The sequence below is a fragment of the Rhodococcus sp. NCIMB 12038 genome, from assembly GCF_002165735.1.
Classification (GTDB): Bacteria; Actinomycetota; Actinomycetes; order Mycobacteriales; family Mycobacteriaceae; genus Rhodococcus_F.
In genome coordinates, this window is record NZ_NHML01000001.1 from 58811 (window position 1) to 80590 (window position 21780).

Sequence of the window (21780 nt, forward strand, 5' to 3'; positions counted from 1 at the left end):
TTGGGAATCGCTCGTTACTCGACATACTCACTCCCTCGTCCACCGTGCTCATCGTCATCGACGCTGACGGCGTTTCGGTAAACGTTCTGCCCGAACGACAACGGTGGGGACAGGAAGCAGGCCCACCCCGCATTCCACGATATCCAGCTTGCCAGCACCCAACCGAGTCAGGGAAGCGCGATCACGGGAAATCTCTTCGGCGGCGCTCGAACCTTTCAATGCGAGCATTCTCCCATGCTCGTGGATAAGCGGCAGCGACCACTTGGCCAATTTCTCCAACGGGGCCACCGCCCGGGAAGTGACGACGTCCGCGCCGCCTGCTTCCTTCACCACGCCGGACTCCTCGGCACGCCCCCGGACGACAAGCACATCCAGACCGTTCGACTCGACGAACTCCGCGAGATACACCGACCGGCGCAGCAGGGGCTCGACCAACGTGATACGGAGATCGGGCCTGGCGATCGCGAGGGGGATGCCGGGCAACCCGGCACCGCTTCCGACGTCGACGACCGACTCACCCTCAGCGATCAACTCACCGACGACGGCACAGTTGAGAAGGTGACGCTCCCAGAGTCGGGGAACCTCCCGCGGCCCGATCAACCCCCGCTCGACACCGTCGGTCGCCAACGACTTGTAGTAGCGCTCCGCAATATCGAATCGTTCACCGAACACCTGGCGTGCCGCCGCTTGTTCGTCCCATTCGGCCGGCTCTCCAGCATTCGGTTCCACGTGAAACATCCTCCCGCGAATGACGCGAAATCAACAAACACAGCCTCTCCATTATCCGCCCTCGCCCGCGACTATGTCCCTCAACTCGAACGCGCAACGCCGGACAGTGTCGAGTCGCACCCCTTCCGGTGGGGGAGGGGAGGGGTTGGACGTTCTGCTGGTGGCCCGGACCGGGCCCCGCGCGGAGCAGGCGGGCGTCAGGACCGGCGTCGTCATCACTGCGGTCGAGGGCAAGGACACACCCGCGTTTGCCGACGCGGCCGCCGCGACCCGATCGCTGTCCGGTCCGGTCGACTTGACGATCGAGCGGCACGGCCAGCAACAGACGATCGTCGTCGTGCACTCGGCCCTCTGTGCGGTTCCCGCGTCTATCGCGTTCACCGGTGACGTGTTCGCAATGACCGGATGGGACGGGACACGCGGACATCACATCGACGTCGCCCACGGGATGTTTCACGTGGAACCGCCGGGCGAGCGCGCAGGCGCCGGGAAGTCTGCACCCCTCGCGCTGTCGCCCCGACGGAGATGACATCCAGATAGCGGACGAGCCAGCCGATCCTGACTCGACAAGATCGCGGCGCTACACGCGCGACACGTCGGACTCATGCCTACCCGTCCCGCCGCGCCTCGCCTTCGACGACAAGAGGTTCACAGGACCCGGTTGAGTCGCGAGCAGTTTCACGTGCAACATCGGGTCGGTGTTTCACGTGGAACAGGCGTCGCGCGAATACCTGTTTCCGACTGCCACCAACGCTTCCACCGGACTCACCCTGTCGCACCGATGATTCCCGATTTCACAATCATCACAGTGACGAAACTCCCGGGTGTGGTTAGGTGGGTGAAACTACAACCTAAATTCGTCCGAAAAGTCCGAAAAGATGACCATCTCCGACCCGCATCGGCCGTCCGTCAGACACTGGTGTCGGGGAAGGAATGATGCTCGTGAGCGACGAGCCAACGACCATTCTCCTTCCGCAACCCGAAGGTGAGCCGAAGGCGGTTCTCCGGATTGTCGGCGAGTTCCATTTCCGTTCCGCACCGGAGGAGAGCGTGGGCGAATGCAACGTCCTCGCCCGCGGTCACATCCAATGACACCAACTCGAACCTGGCACCACTCGACTGCCATTCGAAGAACGGTGGCCATGTCTCGCGATACTCGTCGATTCCGCGAGCGCCTTCGTAGGGTGGCGGCACGTCGAACATCACGATGTCGTCGGAGTGGTCGGTGAGAACCCCAGCCATGTCACCACTGTGCACGGCCTCGGCCCAACGGTCGATCAGATTCCGGATCTGTTGTTCGTCCTCGCTCATCAGTCACTCCATCCACTCGACGGGCCCCGGTTCAGCCCCTTGGATGGTGTGGACTTCGGAACGCGTCGAAACTCATCGCCAAGCTCGGTGCACCCGTCGGGTAGACACCCGGCGCAGAGCATGTCCGCCGGCGCGACGTGCGGCCGCATTTTATTTCGAGGAGTTCAACCGTTGGCGACGCCCGCGAACTCGAGCGGGACTCGAGCACTTGCCAGGGCCGCGCGGTCTCGGGACCCGCGAAAGACAATGCGCTGCTTCACTGACTGCCCCGCACCGGAAGACCCACCTGGCGGTCGAGGCCGCGATCCGATTCTGTCTCCTGTCGGGATGATCGTCGGCGGGATACCGCTCGCGACCGCCGCCTCCGCGGTGAATGTCTGCCGAGTCCACTACACGGCCAGAGTCGCAACTTTTGAGGCGGTAGCTATCGCCTTCGAGGGACATAACGACGATGTAGTGGACGAGGCGACCGACCTCCTCTGCCGCGACGAGGGTGCCGGTGCAGCCGACCCGCACCCCAGCCACGGCGGTGACTGCGAATCCGCCGGTCAATCACCGCCGGGTGCACCTAATCGTCGTGGGACTCGAGACGGGCGTAGTGACTGCGGGCAAGCAGCGTCGTCCCGCGATCGGCGGCACCGGCGGCAGTGCAAGCATCACGTGCCAGTCGATCTCGACCCGGTCCGCCGGTGCGCAGTCTCGGCCCGACCATTCGCACATGACATCCCGTCGCCCCTCCCGACCTACTCGAGTCGGGATCAGCGCGCGGGAGATCGAACTCGAGATCACGGGTCGCCGACACGTTTGAGGCGGAGGCAGCGAATCCGCCTTTTCGATTCGTCTCGAGCCGCGAGGAATGCACCGGGTCGATCATCAACTCGAACGAGCCGTAGGCCGCTGCAAGTGAGTGTTCGGCGACAGGGTCGACGACACGGATCCGAAGATGAGCGTGCGAACGATACTCGAGTCCGCATGCCACACGACGTTCAGTTCTCACGTGCCCCCGCGTCTACATCTGCTGCGCGACGGCGGCCGGGCACGGAGCCTCGGTGGGGGAGGGGAGGGGTCTGTGTTTCACGTGAAACGAAACGACGCCAAAGTGACTAACCGAGACATCGACTCCCGCGACATACGCATAGAAAAAGGCGGGGCTCCGGAGGTGAATCCGGGAGCCCCGCCTAGGTGGTGCGTGTGTGGATCAGTCCTTGATGACGACCACGCGACGTGACGGCTCGGCGCCTTCGCTCTCGCTCGATACTCCGTCGACCTTCGCGACCGCGTCGTGAACGATCTTGCGCTCGAACGGCGTCATCGGAGCGAGCTCCTCGCGTTCGCCGCTCTCGAGGACGCGACGTGCTGCCGAGGAACCCAGCTCGGTCAGTTCGGCGCGACGGCCGGCACGCCATCCGGCGATGTCCAGCATCAGTCGACTGCGTTCGCCCGTCGCCTGCTGCACGGCGAGGCGAGTCAGCTCCTGAAGTGCGTCCAGCACCTCACCTTTGCGCCCGACCAACTTGGTGAGATCGTCTCCACCGTCGATGCTGACAACAGCGCGGTCGCCCTCGACGTCCAGGTCGATGTCGCCGTCGAAGTCGAGTACGTCGAGCAACTGCTCCAGGTAGTCGCCGGCGATTTCCCCTTCCTCGATCAAGTAGTCGTCAGAATCGGAATCCACCTCGGTGTCCGGGTTCTGCGTCGGTGCAGTCACGTCTGTCTCATCTCCGTCCACTGCGATGTCAGGCTCACTAGCCATGCTCGTTCTCTTTTCTGAATCAGCGCCGCTTGCGCTTGGGGGACTTTCCGCGGTTGGACTGGGGGCGGGCACCGGGCTTCGGCTTCGACGCCGATCCGTCACCACTCGGTTGATCGGAGACGTCGCTTTCGATGACGCCCTCGACGATCTCCGGTTCGTTGTCGGAGAGAGAACCGTCCGTTGCGGTCGCGGACTTCTTCTTTTTCTTGGTGAGATCGGGCCGTGCGCCGGGCTTCGGAGCGTTGTCCGCGCGGCGTGCGATGGCAGCCTGCTTCTTCTCTTCCTCTTCCGCGTCGATGCGACGGAAGACGATGTGCTGCTGCCCGTACGTCCAGATGTTGTTACTCACCCAGTACAGGAGGATCGCGATGGGGAGGAACGGACCACCGACGAGCACACCGAGCGGGAAGACCCACAGCGCGAGCTTGTTCATGATCGCCGACTGGGGGTTCGCGGCGGCCTCGGGGCTCTGGCGCCCGACGGACGCACGCGAGTTGAAGTGCGTTGCGATGCTGGCGATGACCATCAGCGGGACCGCGACAACCGCGATGTTCAACACGGTGGGAATGGGACCGTATGCGGCGAACGCGTCGAGCTGCGCCTTCGGCATCGTGATCCACGCCGAGATGGGGGCACCGAACAGGCGGGCACTCAGGAAGGACTGCACGTCCTCGACGCTGAAGAAGTAGTTCGGGGTGTTCGCGTTGGCCTCGACCGACATGCCGAGCTGACCGATACCGGTGCCGGTGCGGTTGAACGAGCGAAGCACGTGAAACAGGCCGATGAAGACCGGCGCCTGCGCGAGAACCGGGAGGCAGCCCATGATCGGGTTGAACCCGTGCTCCTTCTGGAGCTTCTGCATCTCGGTGGCCTGGCGCTGGCGGTCACCCGAGTACTTCTTCTGCAGAGCCTTGATCTGCGGCTGAAGTTCCTGCATCTGGCGCGTCGTGCGGACCTGCTTGACGAACGGCTTGTACAGCACGGCACGCAGCGTGAACACGAGGAACACCACGGAGAGCGCCCACGTGATGCCGCTGTCCGGACCCAGGAAGGGAATGGCACCGAAAACCTTGTGCCAGACCCACAGGATCCCGGACACCGGATAGTAAATGAAGTCGAGCACGGCTCTATGTACTCCTCTGTTCGTCCACGTTCGCCGGACAGCAACGACGGCTACCCGCATGACGGTCGTGACGGGCAGGGACCGGGTCCCACCCTCCAGGGTGCCAGGGGGCACACTTCGCCAACCGAACCACCGTCAAAAGAAGGCCTTTGATCGCCCCGTGGGTACGCAGGGATTCCACCGCGTACTCGCTACAGGTCGGCATGAACCGGCAGGTCGGCAACCGCAGGGGCGACACATACGTCCGGTAGAGCTCGATGAAGAATATGAGAGTGCGTGCCGGTAACGCACGGACCGACTTCCACGCGGAAGAGGCCGAGGAGGTGCCCTCGGCCGTGTCGGCGCGCGACTCGTGGAGTGCGCTTTTCATGTGGAGTTACTCACGGGTGCAAGAAGATCCAATCGAAGGAGACCTGCACGGAGTTGCTTCTCCAGGTCCCGGCTACTTGCAGTCGCAGCTCCCGGAAGAGCGCGAATCACCACATCGGTTCCCTGTGGAACCACGTCCACGAGGTCGATGCAGATATGACGAAGCCGGCGTGCGACTCGATGTCGAATCACCGCCGGCCCGACAGCCTTACTCACAACCAGTCCGAATCGCGGACCGCCGCTACTCACCAGCTCATCTGCCTGCGCACGGTCGAAAGCGTGCACAACCAGATCGCGTCTACCCATCCGACGACCACGTCGCACAGTCAACGAAAAATCTGAATGACGACGCAATCGGTGCGGCTCAGGCAACACCCCGAGCTCCCGAACCCAGTGTCGGGATCAGGCGGTGAGGGATTCGCGGCCCTTACGGCGACGCGCCGAAACGATTGCACGACCCGCACGGGTCCGCATACGAAGACGGAAGCCGTGAACGCGCGCGCGGCGTCGGTTGTTCGGCTGGAACGTCCGCTTGCCCTTGGCCACGGTCAACACTCCTCGAAGTTCATCGACGCCTCCCGGCGTCATGGATCTAACATTGGCGAAAACTCAGGTGTTCATCCACAGGTGGGGATGGAACGACTCCGAAACTGGACTCGAGCCAGCACGAAACCGCCACCTCACCACAGGGTGACTGTTCGAGAGTACTTACCACTCCCGGTCAGGTCAAACTCGCTCACCTGCGATTCCCCCGCGAATCGGCTGACCGACACGCCGAGGATCGACAAATGCTTGCACCCCAACTTCCAATGTGCCAAACCGCTGTGAGGTTGCCGACACTGTTGCTAGCGTCTATGCATGGTCTCGCCGATGAACCCTGATCGAGTGCCCAGCTCTCGACTTCACCGTTCTCATCTGCACATTCACCACAATTCATCCACAGGGCACAGATGGTGTCCCGTTTCGGATCATCACGAGGGTTCCTGACGCCCTTCACTTCTCGGGTCCCCGCACCCGCTCTTCCAGATTTCGTATGCATAAGCGCAGGTCAGCGCGCTCAATCTGGACTCCTCGCCGCGCCACAACGCCCAAACAAACGGCGTCTGCGGTTTGTCCACATCTGTGGATAATTGTGTGGAAACACAGTTCAGATGGCATATTCGTAGGTCCGTACGGGGTCCATCCTCAGGTCGGGGAAGCTCCCATTTCCGCCTCGACGACGGCACCGACACTGGACTCGGCACCGCACGCGCCGAGTCCGCGAACACACTGGGGAGGAACCACGTGAACGACGATCCGAATGCTCTCGCACGGATCTGGATCGACGTCGTCGCCGACCTCACATCCGATTCGCCCGGCGGCGATCTGCCGCCGTTGACGAGGGGACAGAAGGCGTGGTTGGCGCTCGTCAAACCGCTGACACTCGCACAGGGCTTCGCGCTCCTGTCCGTTCCGTCGCCCTTCGCGCAGGAAGCGATCGAACGGGATCTGCGTGAGCCGATCCTCCACGCGCTCGGCCGGCACCTCGGTGAGCAGGTCGAGGGCCTCGGTGTGCGCATCGCCGCCCCGGTCGACGACGAACCCGAATCCGAGGCCCCGAGCCGGGAGCGCAGGCCCGAGCCGGAACCTGTGCACACCCCTCGCCACCTCGAGTCTTCCGTCACCAGTTCAGGTACGTTCCGCAGGCGCCGCTTCGGCTCCGGTGAAGACCAGCCCTACTCCGACACCACGGACTTCGAGGAGGTGGACGACGACAGCGAGGCCCTCGCCAGCGTCCACGAATCCTGGCCGTCGTACTTCACGAAGCCGCCCGCAGGCCCCACACCTGCGGCGACGGGCGGGAACAGCCTCAACGCGAAGTACACGTTCGACACGTTCGTGATCGGCTCGTCCAACCGGTTCGCCCACGCCGCGGCGGTCGCCATCGCCGAGGCCCCGGCGCGCGCATACAACCCGTTGTTCATCTGGGGTGCGTCCGGACTCGGCAAGACGCACCTGTTGCACGCCGCCGGCCACTACGCCCAGCGGCTGTTCCCGGGGATGCGCGTGAAGTACGTCTCCACCGAGGAATTCACCAACGACTTCATCAACAGCCTCCGTGACGACCGCAAGGTGGCGTTCAAGCGTCGCTACCGCGAGACCGACGTGCTGCTGGTGGACGACATCCAGTTCATCGAGGGCAAGGAAGGTATCCAGGAGGAGTTCTTCCACACCTTCAACACCCTGCACAACGCGAACAAGCAGATCGTCGTCTCCTCCGACCGGCCGCCGAAGCAACTGGCGACACTCGAGGAACGCCTGCGCACCCGGTTCGAATGGGGCCTGATCACCGACGTTCAGCCCCCCGAACTCGAGACCCGCATCGCCATCCTCAGCAAGAAGGCCCGAATGGACCGGCTCGAGGTGCCCGACGACGTCCTCGAGTTGATCGCCTCCCGGATCGAACGCAACATCCGGGAACTCGAGGGTGCCCTCATCCGGGTGACGGCGTTCGCGTCCCTGAACAGGCAACCCCTGGACCTCACGCTCGCCGAGGTGGTGCTGCGGGACCTGATGCCGGATTCGTCGAGTCTCGAGATCAATGCGGCGACGATCATGGCGGTCACCGCGGAGTACTTCAACATGTCGATCGACGACCTGTGCGGGCCCGGCAAGGCGCGTCCACTGGCGTCCGCCCGCCAGATCTCCATGTACCTGTGCCGTGAGCTGACCGATCTGTCGCTGCCCAAGATCGGGCAGACGTTCGGCCGCGACCACACTACCGTCATGTACGCGGACAAGAAGATTCGCAAGGAGATGACGGAGCGGCGGAAGGTTTACGACCAGGTCCAGGAGCTCACCGCCCGGATCAAGCAGCGTTCCAAGAGGTAGTCACCCGCCTCCGCCTCTCCTGTGCCCCTGGTAGCTCGTCTACCGGGGGCACACGTCGTATCGCGGGAGTTGTGGCCCGGCTCCGCCGCCTCGAACAACTCGAGGGGCTCCTCGAGCCGGTCCTCGAGGGTGAGCTCGAGCGGGTCCTCGAGGTACCGCTCGAGGGTCTACTCGAGGCCCGCACGAACCCCCGTCGGCGCGACACACCGGGGCAACACGCCGACGCCGGGACCTGCGATAAAGCATGCACACCTGTGGATAAATGTGGGGATGAGGTGGAATCTCTGTGGACAGAACGTGCAGAACTTTGAACAACCTCGAGTAGTCCACACGGGTGTCGAATCGGTCCTCGAGTTTGTCCTCGAGAATTCCCCATACGAGTAAGCGGAGGGACCAGCGTCTACAGCTGTTCGTCCACAGATTCCACAGGACCTAATAGTACTTCTCATTAATTCTTCTAAAAACCTCTTTGAAAACAGGGTTGGGGATCGCGTCCGTTCACAGGCCTCCGTCGGAGACTCGAGGACGGACGCGTTCCGCTTTCAAGTTCGTCCTCGAGGGCATACGGTTATGCATCGCCGCTCTGTGAAAGACTGCAGTGCTGTGGTCACGGCCCGACCGTGGCGAACAACCGTGCCTACCGAGAGGAACAACCCGGCGATGGAGCTTGGAAGCCTGAAGTTTCGTGTCTCCCGGGAAGAATTCGCTGATTCAGTGGCATGGGTCGCTCGCAGTCTGCCGTCGCGGCCTCCTGTGCCCGTCCTCGGCGGAGTACTCCTGGACGCGACCGAGCAAGGGTTGACGGTTTCCGGATTCGACTACGAGGTGTCGGCCCAGGTCAGGGTCGGGGCCGAGGTCGGTAGCGTCGGTCAGGTCCTGGTCTCGGGCAAGCTTCTCGCCGACATCACGAAGTCGCTCCCCAACAAGCCCGTCGACGTGACACTCGAGGGCACCCGCGTGCTGATCACCTGCGGAAGTGCCAAGTTCTCCCTGCCCACGATGCCGGTCGAGGACTATCCCCAGCTTCCGCAGTTGCCGCAGCAGACCGGCTCGATTCCCGCGGACCTGTTCTCCGAGGCGATCAGTCAGGTGGCTGTCGCGGCGGGCAAGGACGACACCCTGCCGATGCTCACCGGCATCCGGGTCGAGATCGAACGCAACGCGATCGTGCTCGCGGCCACCGACCGGTTCCGTCTCGCGGTTCGCGAACTCGAGTGGTCGCCGGCGAACCCGGACACCACCGCGGCCGTCCTCATCCCCGCGAAGACGCTCTCCGAGTCGGCGAAAACCCTTGCGGGAGATGCCACTTCACCGGTCGAGCTGGCTCTCGGTTCGGGCTCCGCGGTCGGAAACGACGGCCTTCTCGGCATCGTCCACGACGGCCGCCGCACCACCACCCGCCTGCTGGACGCCGAGTTCCCGAAGTTCCGGCAGCTGCTGCCGTCCGAGCACACGGCACTGGCCACCGTCGAGATCGCCCCGCTCGTCGAGGCCATCAAGCGTGTCGCCCTCGTCGCCGAGCGCGGTGCGCAGGTCCGTCTGCAGTTCTCGACCGAGGGCCTGCTGCTCTCCGCCGGTGGCGACGATGCCGGTCGCGCCGAGGAAGGCTTGAACGCCGTCTTCCAGGGTGAGCCGCTCACCATTGCCTTCAACCCCGGCTACCTGATCGACGGGCTGTCGTCGCTGCACAGCGAGCAGGTGCTGTTCGGTTTCACGACCCCCAGCCGCCCCGCGGTGCTGCGTCCGGCCACCGAGGACGAGATCGAGCCCGACGATTCCGGCAACTTCGCGGCGCCGGAGAGCGCGTACACGTACCTGCTGATGCCGGTGCGTCTGCCGGGCTGACGATTCGCGGAAGCGAAACCAGTACTGCCGAAAGAAATCTCACGAGTGGACGGAGATCACGATGCAGATCGGGTTGGTCGGGCTCGGAAAAATGGGATTCAACATGCGCGAGCGGTTGCGCGCGCACGGGCACGAGGTGGTCGGCTACGACCCCCGACCCGAGGTCACGGATGTGGCGTCGCTGGAGGAACTCGCGCAGCGACTCGAGCCTCCGCGCGTCGTGTGGGTGATGGTTCCGGCAGGGAAGATCACCCAGGACACAGTGACCGGGCTGGCGTCGGTGCTCGAGAGCGGCGACCTGGTGATCGACGGCGGCAACTCGAGATACACCGACGACAAGATTCACGGTGAGCTGCTCGGTTCCCACGGCATCGGCTACCTCGACTGCGGTGTGTCCGGCGGGGTCTGGGGACTCGAGAACGGCTACGGGCTGATGGCCGGCGGGTCGGATGCGGACATCGAGCGGGCGCTGCCGATCTTCGACGCACTCCGCCCCGAGGGTGAGCGTGCGGACGGCTTCGTGCACGCAGGTCCGATCGGCGCAGGCCACTACGCGAAGATGATCCACAACGGCATCGAGTACGGATTGATGCAGGCGTACGCCGAGGGCTACGAACTGCTCGAGGCCGAAGACCTCGTCACCGACGTCCACGGTGTGCTGCGCGCGTGGACCAACGGCACCGTCGTCCGGTCGTGGCTGCTGGAACTGCTCGTCAAGGCGCTGGGTGAGGATCCCGATTTCGCCGAGATCTCCGGTTACACAGACGATTCCGGTGAGGGCCGCTGGACCGTTCTGGAGGCGATCGACCACGCTGTGCCCGCGCCGGTGATCTCGGCCGCGCTGTTCGCGCGGTTCGCGTCCCGTCAGGACGATTCCCCCGCGATGAAGGCCGTCTCGGCGCTGCGCAACCAGTTCGGTGGTCACGCCGTGAAGAAGGCGGCAGGCGAGGCAGAAGCCGGTTCTGGAACGTAGGTGTTCGTTCGCGCACTCTCGCTCAGAGATTTCCGTTCCTGGGACGCTCTCGGTCTCGCCCTGCGTCCGGGCTGCACCGTCTTCGTCGGACCCAACGGGCACGGCAAGACGAATGTGCTCGAGGCGCTCGGCTACCTGTCGACGCTCTCGTCGCATCGGGTCAGTTCGGACGCCCCGCTGATCCGGACGGGCACGGCTCAGGCGTTCGCGGGGGCCACCGTCGTCAACGCCGGCCGGGAACTGACGGTCGATCTCGAGTTGAACGAGGGCAAGTCCAATCGGGCGCGGATCAACCAGTCGCCCACCCGGCGGCCGCGGGAGATTCTCGGAATTCTGCAGACGGTGCTGTTCGCGCCGGAGGATCTGTCGCTGGTCCGCGGGGACCCGGGGGATCGACGGCGGTACCTCGACGAACTCCTCACGTCCCGGATCCCCCGTATGGCGGCGGTCCGCGCCGACTACGAACGGGTGCTGCGACAGCGGTCGGCGTTGCTCAAGACCGCGGGCGGCGCGTTGCGGCGGTCTTCGCGCGGCAGCGGTCAGCCGAGCGAGGACGGCGCGAGTGCCCTTGCCACACTGGAGGTCTGGGACGGACATCTCGCCGCGCACGGCGCGGAACTGCTGGCCGGGCGGCTGCACCTCGTCCACGATCTCGCGCCGCACCTGGCCGAGTCGTACCAGTCGCTGGCGCCCGAATCGAGGCCCGCGAGCATCCGCTACCGCTCCAGTCTGGGGTCCTCGCTGCCGCCGGAGTTCACCGAGCCGGCTCGAGTACCCGAGGCGGGCGACATCGCGTTCCTCGAGGAGCGGTTCCTCCAGGAGCTGTCCGTGATGCGCTCGAAGGAGATCGAGCGGGGTGTGTGCCTCGTCGGACCGCATCGTGACGATCTCGAACTGCAACTCGGCGACACCCCGGCGAAGGGGTTCGCGAGTCACGGCGAGTCGTGGTCGTTCGCCTTGTCGCTGCGCCTCGCGGGATTCGCCCTGCTGCGGTCGGACGGCAGCGATCCGGTCCTCATGCTCGACGACGTGTTCGCCGAACTCGACCGCAAGCGACGCAGCGCCCTCGCCAAGGTGGCGTTGGACGCCGAACAGGTGCTGATCACGGCCGCCGTGCCGGAAGATGTACCAGAGGAACTCGATGCCGTCCGATTCGGCGTGGAGGCCCGCGACACCGATCGAGGACGAATTTCACACATCCTGGAAGAGAGGGAGGACAGCCATGACGGATGATGCCGAACCCACCGCGCCCGCGGCGGCTCCCGAACCGGAGGTGAAGGGAATCGATCTCGCCCGGCGTGCCCTCGAGGAGGCGCGGGCCGCGGCGAAGGCGAGTGGAAAATCCGTCGGGCAGGGTCGCCGGTCCGGGACCGGTGTGCGGGCGTTGCGCGCCCGGCGCCGGCGAGGCTGGTCCGGTCCGGGGCCCGACGACCGCGATCCCCAGCCGTTCGGTGCGCTGACCAGTGCGCTCGCGAAGCAACGCGGCTGGTCTCCCAAGGTGTCCGAGGGGACGGTCCTCGGACGGTGGGTGCAGGTGGTCGGTGAGGACATCGCCGCGCACGCCGAGCCGACCGGGCTGCGGGACGGAATTCTGAGCGTCTCCGCGGAGTCGACGGCCTGGGCGACCCAGCTCCGGATGATGCAGTCGCAGATTCTCGCGAAGATCGCCGCGGCCGTCGGCGACGGCGTCGTGAAGTCGCTCCGGATCACCGGTCCGACCGCGCCGAGCTGGCGAAAAGGCGATCGGCACATCCGGGGGCGCGGCCCGCGGGACACCTACGGGTAGGCCGGAGCGGGCGTTCGGTCCCTAGTTTTGTCTATTACCCAGTGTTACAGTTACTCCAAGTCATAGAGTGAACTGTGCCACAAGCCTTCGTCGTGGCGCAGCCGCCGGCACGAAGGAGTAATGAGATGTCCGCCCCGACTGCACCCCGGACCACGATCCCCGAACCGGACCACATCCTGTTGCAGGCCAGGAACGTGGAGTTCGACTGGTCGAATCTCCCGATGCACTGGATCCCGGGCGACCCGTTCAGCACGCACGTCCTCAACGTCCTGCACCTCCTTCTGCCCGCGGGCGAGGAGTGGTTCGTCGAGACGTTCAAAGAGGCCCTGCCGCTGATCGAGGACGAGCAGCTTCGCGACGACGTCGTCGGATTCATCGGCCAGGAAGCGATGCACGCCAACGCGCACACCGGCGTGCTGGTGCACCTGAAGAAGAAGGGTCTCGATCCGACGCCCTTCACCGAGCAGATGGAATGGACCTTCTCCAAGATCCTCGGACCGCGACCGCTGACCGGGCTGCGTGAGAAGAACTACCTGATCGAGCGGCTGGCGGTCATCGCCGCCATCGAACACATCACCGCGTTCCTCGGCGACTGGGTCCTCAACGCCGACGGCCTCGACCGGGTGGGAATACATCCGACGATGCTCGACCTGCTGCGCTGGCACGGCGCCGAGGAGGTCGAGCACCGGTCGGTGGCGTACGACGTGATGCGGTACTTCGACAAGCGGGAGTCCCGGCGGATCCGCACCCAGCTGATCGTGACCCCGGTCATCGTGTGGCTGTGGGTGCGTGGCACCCGATTCCTCATGCGGAACGATCCGGAGCTCGCGCAGTGGTCGGCGCACCGCCGCAAGCCGCACCTGACCGATTTCTTCGGGGCGGGCAAGCGCGGCACCCTCCCCACAGCATGGGAACTCGGGAAGCGGATGTCCACGTATTTCACGCGTGCGTACCACCCGAGCAACGAGGGTTCGACGGCGCAGGCCGTGAAGTACCTGGCATCCTCGCCGGCGGCTCAGGCGGCCGAGCGATGAAGCTGTCCCAGGTTCGGGAGGTACTCGCCGGGCAGGGGCTGCCCCGCTACGACGCGCCGCCGGACATCAAGGGCCGTCCGCGCCCCGACCGCGCCATGCGCCTCACCGAGGCGATGGCCGCCAAGTATCTCCGCGTTCTCACCGCGTACGAGTACGACCCCGGCGTCGCCGGACACAACCCCGACGTGGCGATGACAATGGTTGTCTCCCAGCGGGACGTCGTCGCATTGGACGACAACGTCGTGCAGCTGCGGTTCGAGGCCGAAAACGGCGCGGAACTTCCTGCGTGGCAGCCGGGTTCGCACCTCGACTTCCACCTGCCGTCCGGGCTGCGACGCCAGTACTCGCTGTGCGGCGACCCGTCCGACCGCACGGGCTACAGCGTCGCCGTCCGGCGGATCCCCGACGGCGGCGGCGGATCCCTCGAGATGCACGCCCTCGAGCCGGGGGCGTCGGTGACGGTTCGCGGTCCCCGCAACGGATTTCCTTTCGTGGGCGAGGGGAGTGCCCTCTTCGTCGCCGGTGGTATCGGCATCACGCCGATCCTGGCGATGGTGCGCGCCGCGCGTGAACTCGGGATGGACTGGCAGTTCGTGTATTCGGGCCGGTCGCGGCAGTCGATGCCGTTCCTCGACGAGATCGAAACATTCGATCGGTCACGGGTTTTCATCCGCCCCGACGACGAGTTCGGCCTGCCGACCGCCGAGGAGTTGCTGGGGCGTGCCGCGCCCGGCGGCGCCGTGTACTGCTGCGGGCCGACCCCGATGCTCGAGTCGGTACGCCGCGCCTTTCCCGGAAGCCCGGCCACCGCACTGCATTTCGAGCGATTCGGGGCACCGCCGGTCCTGGGCGGAACCGAATTCGAGGTGCAGCTCGTCAGCACCGGTGAAGTACTCACCGTGCCCGCCGACGAATCCGCGCTCACGGTCATCAAGAAGACGATGCCCGGAGTCGGGTATTCGTGCCAGCAGGGCTTCTGCGGGACGTGCAGGGTCAAGGTGCTGTCCGGCACCCCGGACCACCGCGAGACCCGGCTCACCGACACCGAGCAGGAGAGCGAGATGCTGATCTGCGTGTCCCGCGCCGACAGCGGCCGTCTCGTCCTCGACCTGTAACCCACAACTTCCCGAACCCGAACGACGACCAGAGGACCCCCCATGACTTCATCCACGTCCGGCACCGCCCGGCGGATCGCCAACGGTTCCGTCGACCTCGCCGTGTTCGAGGACGGCAACCCCGCCGGCGAGACGATGGTGCTCGTCCACGGCTGGCCCGACACCCACGAACTGTGGAGCCGGGTGGTGCCGTTCCTGAAGGAACGGTTCCGGGTGATCAGCTACGACAGCCGCGGCGCAGGCGAGAGCACCGTGCCCACCCGGGTCGAGGACTACCGGCTGCCCGCACTGGCGAGCGACCTGTTCGCGGTGATCGACGCCGTCAGCCCCGGCAGGCCGGTGCACGTGCTCGCGCACGACTGGGGGTCGGTGGAGGCGTGGGAGGCGGTCTGCGAACCGGGCGCCCGCACGCGGATCGCGTCGTTCACCTCCGTCTCCGGGCCGAACCTCGACCACCTCGGCAAGTGGATGCGCCGCCGCATCTCGGACCGCAAGTTCGGCGGGCCGCTCGCACAGGCAGTCGCGTCCGGCTACACCGTCCTGTTCCAGATTCCGGGCCTGGCGACGCTGCCGCTGCGGCTGTGGTTCGCCCGGCACTGGCCGGCGTTCCTGAAGTTCTTCGACCGCCTCGACCCCACGCTGGTGCGCCCGGCGCCGACGCTGGCGGACGACATGGTCAACGGTCTCAAGCTGTACCGGGCCAACATCCGGACCAGCCTGTTCAAGCCGCGTGAACGGTACACCGACGTTCCCGTCCAGCTGATCCTGAACAAGAACGACAAGGCGGTGCGGCCCGTCGGGTACGAGGACACCGAGAAATGGGCACCCGACCTGCGCCGTCGAGGGGTCGACGCCGGTCACTGGTCGCCCATCTCCCACGCCGAGGACATCGCGCAACTCGCCGCGGAGTTCGTGCTCGACGTCGAGGACCGGCAGTGGGGAAATGTCCCGGACGGGCCGTCCGAGAGCGCGTCGGCCTAGGTTTTCACTCCCGAAGCGCCCTGAAAATTCGTCTACGGGGCGCTCAGGGGTGTCATAGCCCGCTCCTGGGCCAGACGTACCAGTAAGATGGCCGAGGTAACTAGCGGCAAGATTCCCGATTCTCGTCTCCCGCGTGCCCGACCAGGGCGGTGGGCGCCTGCGTCGGGCATTGGACGGAGAAGGAGAGCTACCCACCCGTGGCTGCCCAGAAGTCAGACAAAAGCACCTCCAGCAAGGACTACGGCGCTTCTTCCATCACCGTCCTCGAGGGACTCGAAGCCGTCCGTAAGCGACCGGGTATGTACATCGGTTCCACCGGTGAACGCGGTCTCCACCACCTGATCTGGGAAGTCGTCGACAACTCCGTCGACGAGGCCATGGCCGGCTACGCCAGCAAGGTCGAGATCACCCTTCTCGAAGACGGTGGCGTCCAGGTCGTCGACGACGGTCGAGGCATCCCCGTCGGGATGCACGCCTCCGGTGTTCCCACCGTCGAGGTCGTCCTCACCCAGCTGCACGCCGGCGGCAAGTTCGACTCCGACTCCTACGCGGTATCCGGCGGTCTGCACGGTGTCGGTATCTCCGTCGTCAACGCGCTGTCCACCCGGCTCGACGTCGACATCAAGCGCGACGGCTTCCGCTGGAACCAGACGTACACCGACTCCAAGCCGGGTGAACTCGTCAAGGGCGAGGCCACCAAGGAGACGGGAACCACGGTCACGTTCTGGGCCGACCCGAACATCTTCGAGACCACGGTCTACAGCTTCGAGACGGTCGCGCGCCGCCTCCAGGAGATGGCCTTCCTCAACAAGGGCCTCACGATCACCCTCACCGATGAGCGCGTCAGCGACGCCGAGGTCACCGAAGAGGTCGTCAGTCAGGTCGCGGACGCCCCGAAGACCGCCGAGGACGAGCACGCCGAAGCCGACGCGCCCGCCGTCCACAAGGTCAAGACCCGCGTCTACCACTACCCGGGCGGACTCGAGGACTACGTGCGGCACATCAACCGCACGAAGCAGCCGATCCACAACTCCGTCGTCGGGTTCACCGCGAAGGGCACCGGTCACGAACTCGAGATCGCGATGCAGTGGAACTCCGGCTACTCGGAGTCGGTCCACACGTTCGCGAACACCATCAACACCCACGAGGGCGGCACCCACGAAGAGGGGTTCCGGTCGGCTCTGACGGCGACGGTCAACAAGTACGCGCTGGACAAGAAGCTCCTCAAGGAGAAGGACCCGAAGCTCACCGGCGACGACATCCGTGAGGGCCTCGCCGCGATCATCTCCGTCAAGGTAGGTGAACCGCAGTTCGAGGGTCAGACGAAGACGAAGCTCGGCAACACCGAGGTCCGGTCGTTCGTGCAGAAGGCGAGCAACGAGCACCTCTCGCACTGGTTCGAGGCGAATCCGGCCGACGCGAAGACCATCGTGAACAAGGCGGTGTCGTCGGCGCAGGCCCGCGTCGCCGCCCGCAAGGCCCGCGAACTGGTTCGCCGCAAGAGCGCCACCGACCTCGGCGGGCTGCCGGGCAAGCTGGCCGACTGCCGGTCCAACGACCCGAGCAAGTCCGAGATCTACATCGTGGAGGGCGACTCCGCAGGTGGCTCCGCCAAGTCCGGCCGTGACTCGATGTACCAGGCGATCCTGCCGCTGCGAGGCAAGATCATCAACGTCGAGAAGGCACGCATCGACCGTGTGCTGAAGAACACCGAAGTCCAGTCGATCATCACCGCGTTCGGCACCGGCATCCACGACGAGTTCGACATCGCGAAGCTGCGGTACCACAAGATCGTGCTGATGGCCGACGCCGACGTCGACGGCCAGCACATCGCAACGCTGCTGCTCACGCTGCTGTTCCGCTTCATGCGGCCGCTCGTCGAGCACGGCCACGTGTACCTGGCGCAGCCGCCGCTGTACAAGCTCAAGTGGCAGCGCGCCGACCCGGAGTTCGCGTACTCCGATCGCGAGCGCGACGCGCTGGTCAAGGCCGGCCTCGAGTCGGGCAAGAAGATCAACAAGGACGACGGCATCCAGCGCTACAAAGGTCTCGGCGAGATGAACGCCAAGGAACTGTGGGAGACCACGATGGATCCGGCGGTGCGCGTCCTGCGTCTGGTGACGCTCGACGACGCGGCCGCGGCCGACGAGTTGTTCAGCGTCCTCATGGGTGAGGACGTCGAGGCCCGGCGAAGCTTCATCACCCGTAACGCCAAGGACGTCCGCTTCCTCGACGTCTAGGTATCGGGCACAAGAGAATACGGATCTGCTGCAGCCACCGGTGGTCGAAAGACCCCGGTGGCTGCACCCGTGTGGGCCGGTTGCGGGACCGGGTGACGCAGAAATCCGTCCTCGACTGTGAACGGCGATTCTGTGTAGCCTGGTCGGCTGATCCACCCCGTGGCGGCAACGTCTGGGAACAGTGGTGCGCATGTTACTCGGAAGTAAGGATCGGGGAATTTCTGTGGTAAGAACGTTCCCCATGGGGATGTGATGAACTCGTTACATTCGGAAATCGGTGCGTCGGGCAGCGCTGCGCACAGCGCAACTGATCGATCACTTTCCTCTGTCGACGCGTGTCGTCCGATCCGGTACGGCTGCCCTCTCACGGGCGGGGTCACGAGCACAGAGCGACAAGCTATGAGTGGTTGGAAAGGAAGCGTGGGATGAGCGACGATTCGCCGCCCCGGGCAAAGTTCTGGGATATCGAGGGCTGGGGCCTGCGGTGGAAGGTCACTGCGGTACTCGCAGTTCCCGTCACCGTCGCCATGGTGCTCGGCGGGCTCCGCGTGCAGGGCGAGCTGAGCAACGCCGTCCACTTCACCGAGGCCGCCGACCAGATCGTCGTCGTCCCGGACATCGTGGCCCTCGAGGCCTCGATGGGTACCGTGACCAGTGGTTACGCCTCGGGCACCCTCACCAAGGAGGACCGGGCGACCGCGGAATCCCTGATGAACGACGTGGCCGAACAAGCCCGGAACCCCGAACTGGATCCCGCTGTCGCGAGTTCCATCAACCAGACCGTCTCGGACGGCCGGGCCCTCCTGAATCTGATGGACTCTCCGGGTGTCGCCACCGATCTGCTCGCGGAACGCCAGCGCGCGTTCGCCGCGGACTTCATCCGCGAAGTCGACGACATCGTCCGTCCCATCGAGGACAGCGAGGTCGTCGACAAGGGTTACCAGCTGACCAACGCCTGGCAGGCGCAGCGCCGCCTATTCGAACAGGCCATGGGTCTCGTCATCGTGAAGGACGTGTACGCCAGTCCCGAAGGACGGGAGAAGGCCCGTACGGGCAACATTCCCACCTCCGCAGTCGTCGCGGCCGCCGGCGCCGAATCGAGCCTCCTCGACGTCCTCGACCGGTACTACCCGAAGGGCGACGAGCGGCTCCAGACGCTGCGGAACAACATCAACGACCGCAACGCTCTCATCGACAAGGGCCTGGCCGACGCGGCGCGCGGCGGGGTGCTGCCCATCCTGCAGTTGCGTTCCTCCCTCATCGCGAGCCGCGACGTCTACCAGGAACTGACCAGCGAGGCGGCGAAGGACATCGCGTCCACCGTGCAGGTTCGCGCCGCCGAGACCCGGTCCGCCGCGCTGCGTGACACGGCGATCGTCCTCGGAACGCTGCTCGCCGCGCTCGTCCTCGCGCTCCTCGTGTCGCGGTCGCTGATCGGCCCGATCCGCCGACTGCGGTACGGCGCCCTGAAGGCCGCCCGCCGCGACCTTCCGGACGCGATCGAGCAGATCAAGGCCAGCGACGATCCGAGGGCACTGTCGTTCGAGCCGGTGGCCGTGCACTCGTCCGAGGAGATCGGGCAGCTCGCCCGCGCCGTAGACGACATCCACGGACAGGCACTCAAGCTCGCCGGTGAGCAGGCCCAACTGCGCCTGCAGATCAACGACATGTTCGAAACGCTCGCCCGCCGAAGCAAGTCGCTCGTCGACCAGCAGCTCGGCCTGATCGAGAACCTCGAGTTCGAGGAGAAGGATCCGAAGCGGCTCGAGAGCCTGTTCCGCCTCGACCACCTGGCCGCGCGTATGCGCCGGAATGGTGAGAACCTGCTGATTCTGGCCGGCACCCGCGTGCGTCGGTCGCAGGCGGCACCGATCCCGCTCGGCGACGTGCTGCGTGCCGCGATCTCCGAGGTCGAGGACTATCAGCGCGTCCAGATGGGTGCGACCCCCGAAGGCGCACTCAGCGGCACCGTCGTCACCGACGTCGTGCACCTGCTCGCCGAACTCGTCGACAACTCGCTGCGCGCCTCGCCGCCGGACACGTCGGTGACGTTCAGCTTCGCCCGCGCCGTGGACGGCGGAGTGCTGCTCGAGATCGCGGACCGCGGCATCGGTATCCCGGCCGACGACATGCGCGCCGTCAACGAACGCCTGGCGTCGGGTGGCGAGGTCGGTCCCGAGACCGCCCGTCACATGGGCCTGTTCGTCGTCAGCCGGCTCGCGAAGCGACACGGTCTGACCGTGCGCCTGCGGTCGACGTTCGACACCGCCCGCAACCCGGGTGTGACCGTCAGCATCCACATCCCGAATGCGCTGATCGTGTCGCAGGCGGCGCGGCAGGACACCGGATCGCAGCGGAAGATTCCCGCGGCACCGGTCCGGACCGCCATCCCGGCGCCCGCTGCCCCCGCGCCGCGCAAGGACAACCCGCAGCTGCCGGCCACCCGCAACGGACTGCCGACCCGCACCCCGTCCACACCGGCGCCGAGCCCGGCTCCCGCGGGTGTCGTGGCGACGGCGTCGGGCACCAGCCTGCCCCGACGGCAGCCCGGTGCCAGTGGCATCGCGGCCGGCGCGGGATCGTCGGCCGTTGCCCCGGCCGCACAGTCCCGGGACACCGTCAACGTCCGCGGATCCGGAGCGATGCCGAAGCTGCCCGTGCGGCGGCCGCAGGCCGCGACCCCGGAATCCCAGTCGGAGACGGCACCGGCGGAATCGCAGCCGCAGCACGCACCACGCAGCGAGAACCGCATCGAGGCGCCCCCGTCGTCGAACGGCGACGATCAGAGCCCGGTCCGGCACCGCTACCGCACCAACTCGGCGAAGACCGCGTCGTTCTTCCAGTCGCGGATCGATCCGCCCCCGGCCGAGGCCACCCCGCGGCCCGGCGGCGGCACCCCGATCTTCTCCGACATGGTGTCCGACTGGCTGACCGATCCGACCGGCACCGAGGGCGCACCCGGCGTCTGGCATTCCGCCGGTGACGCCGGATGGTCCGCCGCGGAAAGGATCAACGAGACCCCCGTCGAGGTCGACCCGGAGATCGGACTGCCGAAGCGGCGTCCCGGCGACCGGCTGGTTCCCGGCACGGTCGAGGGCGCGCACAATACGGGGACCCTGCGCCGGGTGCGCGACCCTGAGACAATTCGCGCCAATCTCAGTCGTCACCAGCAGGGCGTCCGAAACGGCAGGGCCACGAGGCTCGCGGAACGCAACAGCATTGAAGGAGACCGATGAACACCGCTCATGGATCCGACGTCACGCGACCTCTCGACTGGTTGGTGTCGAACTTCGCCAGTGACGTGCCCGGTGTCTCGCATGCCGTGCTGGTGTCCGCGGACGGTCTCCTGATGGCGGCCAGCGCCCACCTCCCCATCGACCGGGCCGAGCAGCTCGCCGCGGTCACGTCGGGGCTCGCCAGCCTGTCGGCCGGTGTGTCCCGGCTGTTCGAAGGTGGCGGCGTGCTGCAGTCGGTGGTCGAGATGCAGCACGGGTACCTGCTGCTCATGAGCGTCGGCGACGGTTCGCACCTCGCGACGCTGACGGACGCCGAATGCGACATCGGGCAGGTCGGCTACGAGATGGCGATCCTGGTCGACCGCGTCGGCGCATCGGTGCAGGCCACGGCCCGCACCCCGCAGGGTCTCTGAC

General features: G+C 65.9%; 18 protein-coding genes and 1 pseudogene. 12 read left to right on the forward strand and 7 right to left on the reverse strand.

What is annotated here, in order from left to right:
• Window positions 1–54: 54 nt before the first annotated feature.
• Complete coding sequence (rsmG, locus tag CA951_RS00170; protein ID WP_012690670.1) at window positions 55–738, reverse strand: 16S rRNA (guanine(527)-N(7))-methyltransferase RsmG; 684 nt, start codon at window positions 736–738, stop codon at window positions 55–57.
• Between the two features lie 136 nt (window positions 739–874).
• Between rsmG and CA951_RS43920 the strand changes: the two genes are divergently transcribed.
• Window positions 875–1258 carry a hypothetical protein gene (locus CA951_RS43920; protein WP_256973159.1) on the forward strand — a complete coding sequence of 128 codons (384 nt, stop codon included), beginning with the start codon at window positions 875–877 and terminating at the stop codon, window positions 1256–1258.
• A gap of 380 nt (window positions 1259–1638) precedes the next feature.
• Here CA951_RS43920 and CA951_RS00180 read toward each other — a convergent pair whose 3' ends face one another.
• The 6 genes from CA951_RS00180 to rpmH all read right to left on the reverse strand — a co-directional run bounded on the left by CA951_RS00180 (window position 1639) and on the right by rpmH (window position 5831).
• Entirely contained in the window at window positions 1639–2043 is a 405-nt protein-coding gene (locus CA951_RS00180; protein WP_087554929.1) for an SgcJ/EcaC family oxidoreductase, read from the reverse strand.
• Between the two features lie 1195 nt (window positions 2044–3238).
• Window positions 3239–3793, reverse strand: a complete 555-nt coding sequence (locus CA951_RS00190) for a protein jag (protein ID WP_037234922.1) — start codon at window positions 3791–3793, stop codon at window positions 3239–3241.
• Between the two features lie 19 nt (window positions 3794–3812).
• Window positions 3813–4916 carry a membrane protein insertase YidC gene (yidC, locus tag CA951_RS00195; RefSeq protein WP_087554931.1) on the reverse strand — a complete coding sequence of 368 codons (1104 nt, stop codon included), beginning with the start codon at window positions 4914–4916 and terminating at the stop codon, window positions 3813–3815.
• A gap of 4 nt (window positions 4917–4920) precedes the next feature.
• On the reverse strand, window positions 4921–5286 hold the full coding sequence (gene yidD, locus CA951_RS00200) for a membrane protein insertion efficiency factor YidD (RefSeq protein WP_087554932.1): 366 nt from the start codon (window positions 5284–5286) through the stop codon (window positions 4921–4923).
• The gene (gene rnpA / locus CA951_RS00205) at window positions 5283–5660 is read right to left on the reverse strand and encodes a ribonuclease P protein component (protein ID WP_087554933.1); all 378 of its coding nucleotides are present in this window, start codon (window positions 5658–5660) and stop codon (window positions 5283–5285) included. The genes yidD and rnpA overlap by 4 nt, the downstream gene beginning before the upstream one ends.
• Before the next feature lie 27 nt (window positions 5661–5687).
• Complete coding sequence (gene rpmH / locus CA951_RS00210) at window positions 5688–5831, reverse strand: 50S ribosomal protein L34 (RefSeq protein WP_005263481.1); 144 nt, start codon at window positions 5829–5831, stop codon at window positions 5688–5690.
• 738 nt (window positions 5832–6569) lie between these two features.
• On the opposite strand from rpmH, the gene dnaA reads away from it, so the two are divergent.
• The 11 genes and pseudogenes from dnaA (at window position 6570) to CA951_RS00265 (ending at window position 21779) form a co-directional block, all read left to right on the forward strand.
• Window positions 6570–8156 carry a chromosomal replication initiator protein DnaA gene (dnaA, locus tag CA951_RS00215; protein WP_087554934.1) on the forward strand — a complete coding sequence of 529 codons (1587 nt, stop codon included), beginning with the start codon at window positions 6570–6572 and terminating at the stop codon, window positions 8154–8156.
• Between the two features lie 660 nt (window positions 8157–8816).
• The gene (gene dnaN, locus CA951_RS00220) at window positions 8817–10001 is read left to right on the forward strand and encodes a DNA polymerase III subunit beta (RefSeq protein ID WP_087554935.1); all 1185 of its coding nucleotides are present in this window, start codon (window positions 8817–8819) and stop codon (window positions 9999–10001) included.
• A 40-nt stretch (window positions 10002–10041) separates the two neighbouring features.
• Window positions 10042–10974: pseudogene (gene gnd / locus CA951_RS00225) on the forward strand (phosphogluconate dehydrogenase (NAD(+)-dependent, decarboxylating)); the annotation flags it as partial.
• Complete coding sequence (recF, locus tag CA951_RS00230) at window positions 10975–12207, forward strand: DNA replication/repair protein RecF (protein WP_087554937.1); 1233 nt, start codon at window positions 10975–10977, stop codon at window positions 12205–12207.
• Entirely contained in the window at window positions 12197–12760 is a 564-nt protein-coding gene (locus CA951_RS00235) for a DUF721 family protein (RefSeq protein WP_087554938.1), read from the forward strand. Before recF ends, CA951_RS00235 begins: the two co-directional genes overlap by 11 nt.
• A 125-nt stretch (window positions 12761–12885) precedes the next feature.
• Entirely contained in the window at window positions 12886–13794 is a 909-nt protein-coding gene (locus tag CA951_RS00240; protein WP_087554939.1) for a metal-dependent hydrolase, read from the forward strand.
• On the forward strand, window positions 13791–14909 hold the full coding sequence (locus tag CA951_RS00245; protein WP_087554940.1) for a PDR/VanB family oxidoreductase: 1119 nt from the start codon (window positions 13791–13793) through the stop codon (window positions 14907–14909). The genes CA951_RS00240 and CA951_RS00245 overlap by 4 nt, the downstream gene beginning before the upstream one ends.
• Window positions 14910–14951: 42 nt before the next feature.
• Window positions 14952–15890, forward strand: a complete 939-nt coding sequence (locus CA951_RS00250) for an alpha/beta fold hydrolase (protein ID WP_087554941.1) — start codon at window positions 14952–14954, stop codon at window positions 15888–15890.
• Between the two features lie 197 nt (window positions 15891–16087).
• Entirely contained in the window at window positions 16088–18130 is a 2043-nt protein-coding gene (gene gyrB / locus CA951_RS00255) for a DNA topoisomerase (ATP-hydrolyzing) subunit B (RefSeq protein ID WP_087554942.1), read from the forward strand.
• 425 nt (window positions 18131–18555) lie between these two features.
• Complete coding sequence (locus CA951_RS00260; RefSeq protein WP_087554943.1) at window positions 18556–21366, forward strand: sensor histidine kinase; 2811 nt, start codon at window positions 18556–18558, stop codon at window positions 21364–21366.
• Window positions 21363–21779, forward strand: coding sequence for a roadblock/LC7 domain-containing protein (locus CA951_RS00265; RefSeq protein ID WP_005249096.1), 417 nt, complete (start codon window positions 21363–21365; stop codon window positions 21777–21779). Before CA951_RS00260 ends, CA951_RS00265 begins: the two co-directional genes overlap by 4 nt.
• Window position 21780 lies beyond the last annotated feature (1 nt).

Bases quoted from the DNA above. Each gene is read 5' to 3' on its own strand.
- dnaN (WP_087554935.1), top strand. From the start codon at position 8,817: ATGGAGCTTGGAAGCCTGAAGTTTCGTGTCTCCCGGGAAGAATTCGCT.
- CA951_RS00245 (WP_087554940.1), top strand. From the start codon at position 13,791: ATGAAGCTGTCCCAGGTTCGGGAGGTACTCGCCGGGCAGGGGCTGCCC.
- CA951_RS00235 (WP_087554938.1), top strand. From the start codon at position 12,197: ATGACGGATGATGCCGAACCCACCGCGCCCGCGGCGGCTCCCGAACCG.
- CA951_RS00265 (WP_005249096.1), top strand. From the start codon at position 21,363: ATGAACACCGCTCATGGATCCGACGTCACGCGACCTCTCGACTGGTTG.
- CA951_RS00260 (WP_087554943.1), top strand. From the start codon at position 18,556: ATGAGCGACGATTCGCCGCCCCGGGCAAAGTTCTGGGATATCGAGGGC.
- CA951_RS00240 (WP_087554939.1), top strand. From the start codon at position 12,886: ATGTCCGCCCCGACTGCACCCCGGACCACGATCCCCGAACCGGACCAC.
- CA951_RS00190 (WP_037234922.1), bottom strand. From the start codon at position 3,793: ATGGCTAGTGAGCCTGACATCGCAGTGGACGGAGATGAGACAGACGTG.
- yidD (WP_087554932.1), bottom strand. From the start codon at position 5,286: ATGAAAAGCGCACTCCACGAGTCGCGCGCCGACACGGCCGAGGGCACC.
- CA951_RS00250 (WP_087554941.1), top strand. From the start codon at position 14,952: ATGACTTCATCCACGTCCGGCACCGCCCGGCGGATCGCCAACGGTTCC.
- rsmG (WP_012690670.1), bottom strand. From the start codon at position 738: ATGTTTCACGTGGAACCGAATGCTGGAGAGCCGGCCGAATGGGACGAA.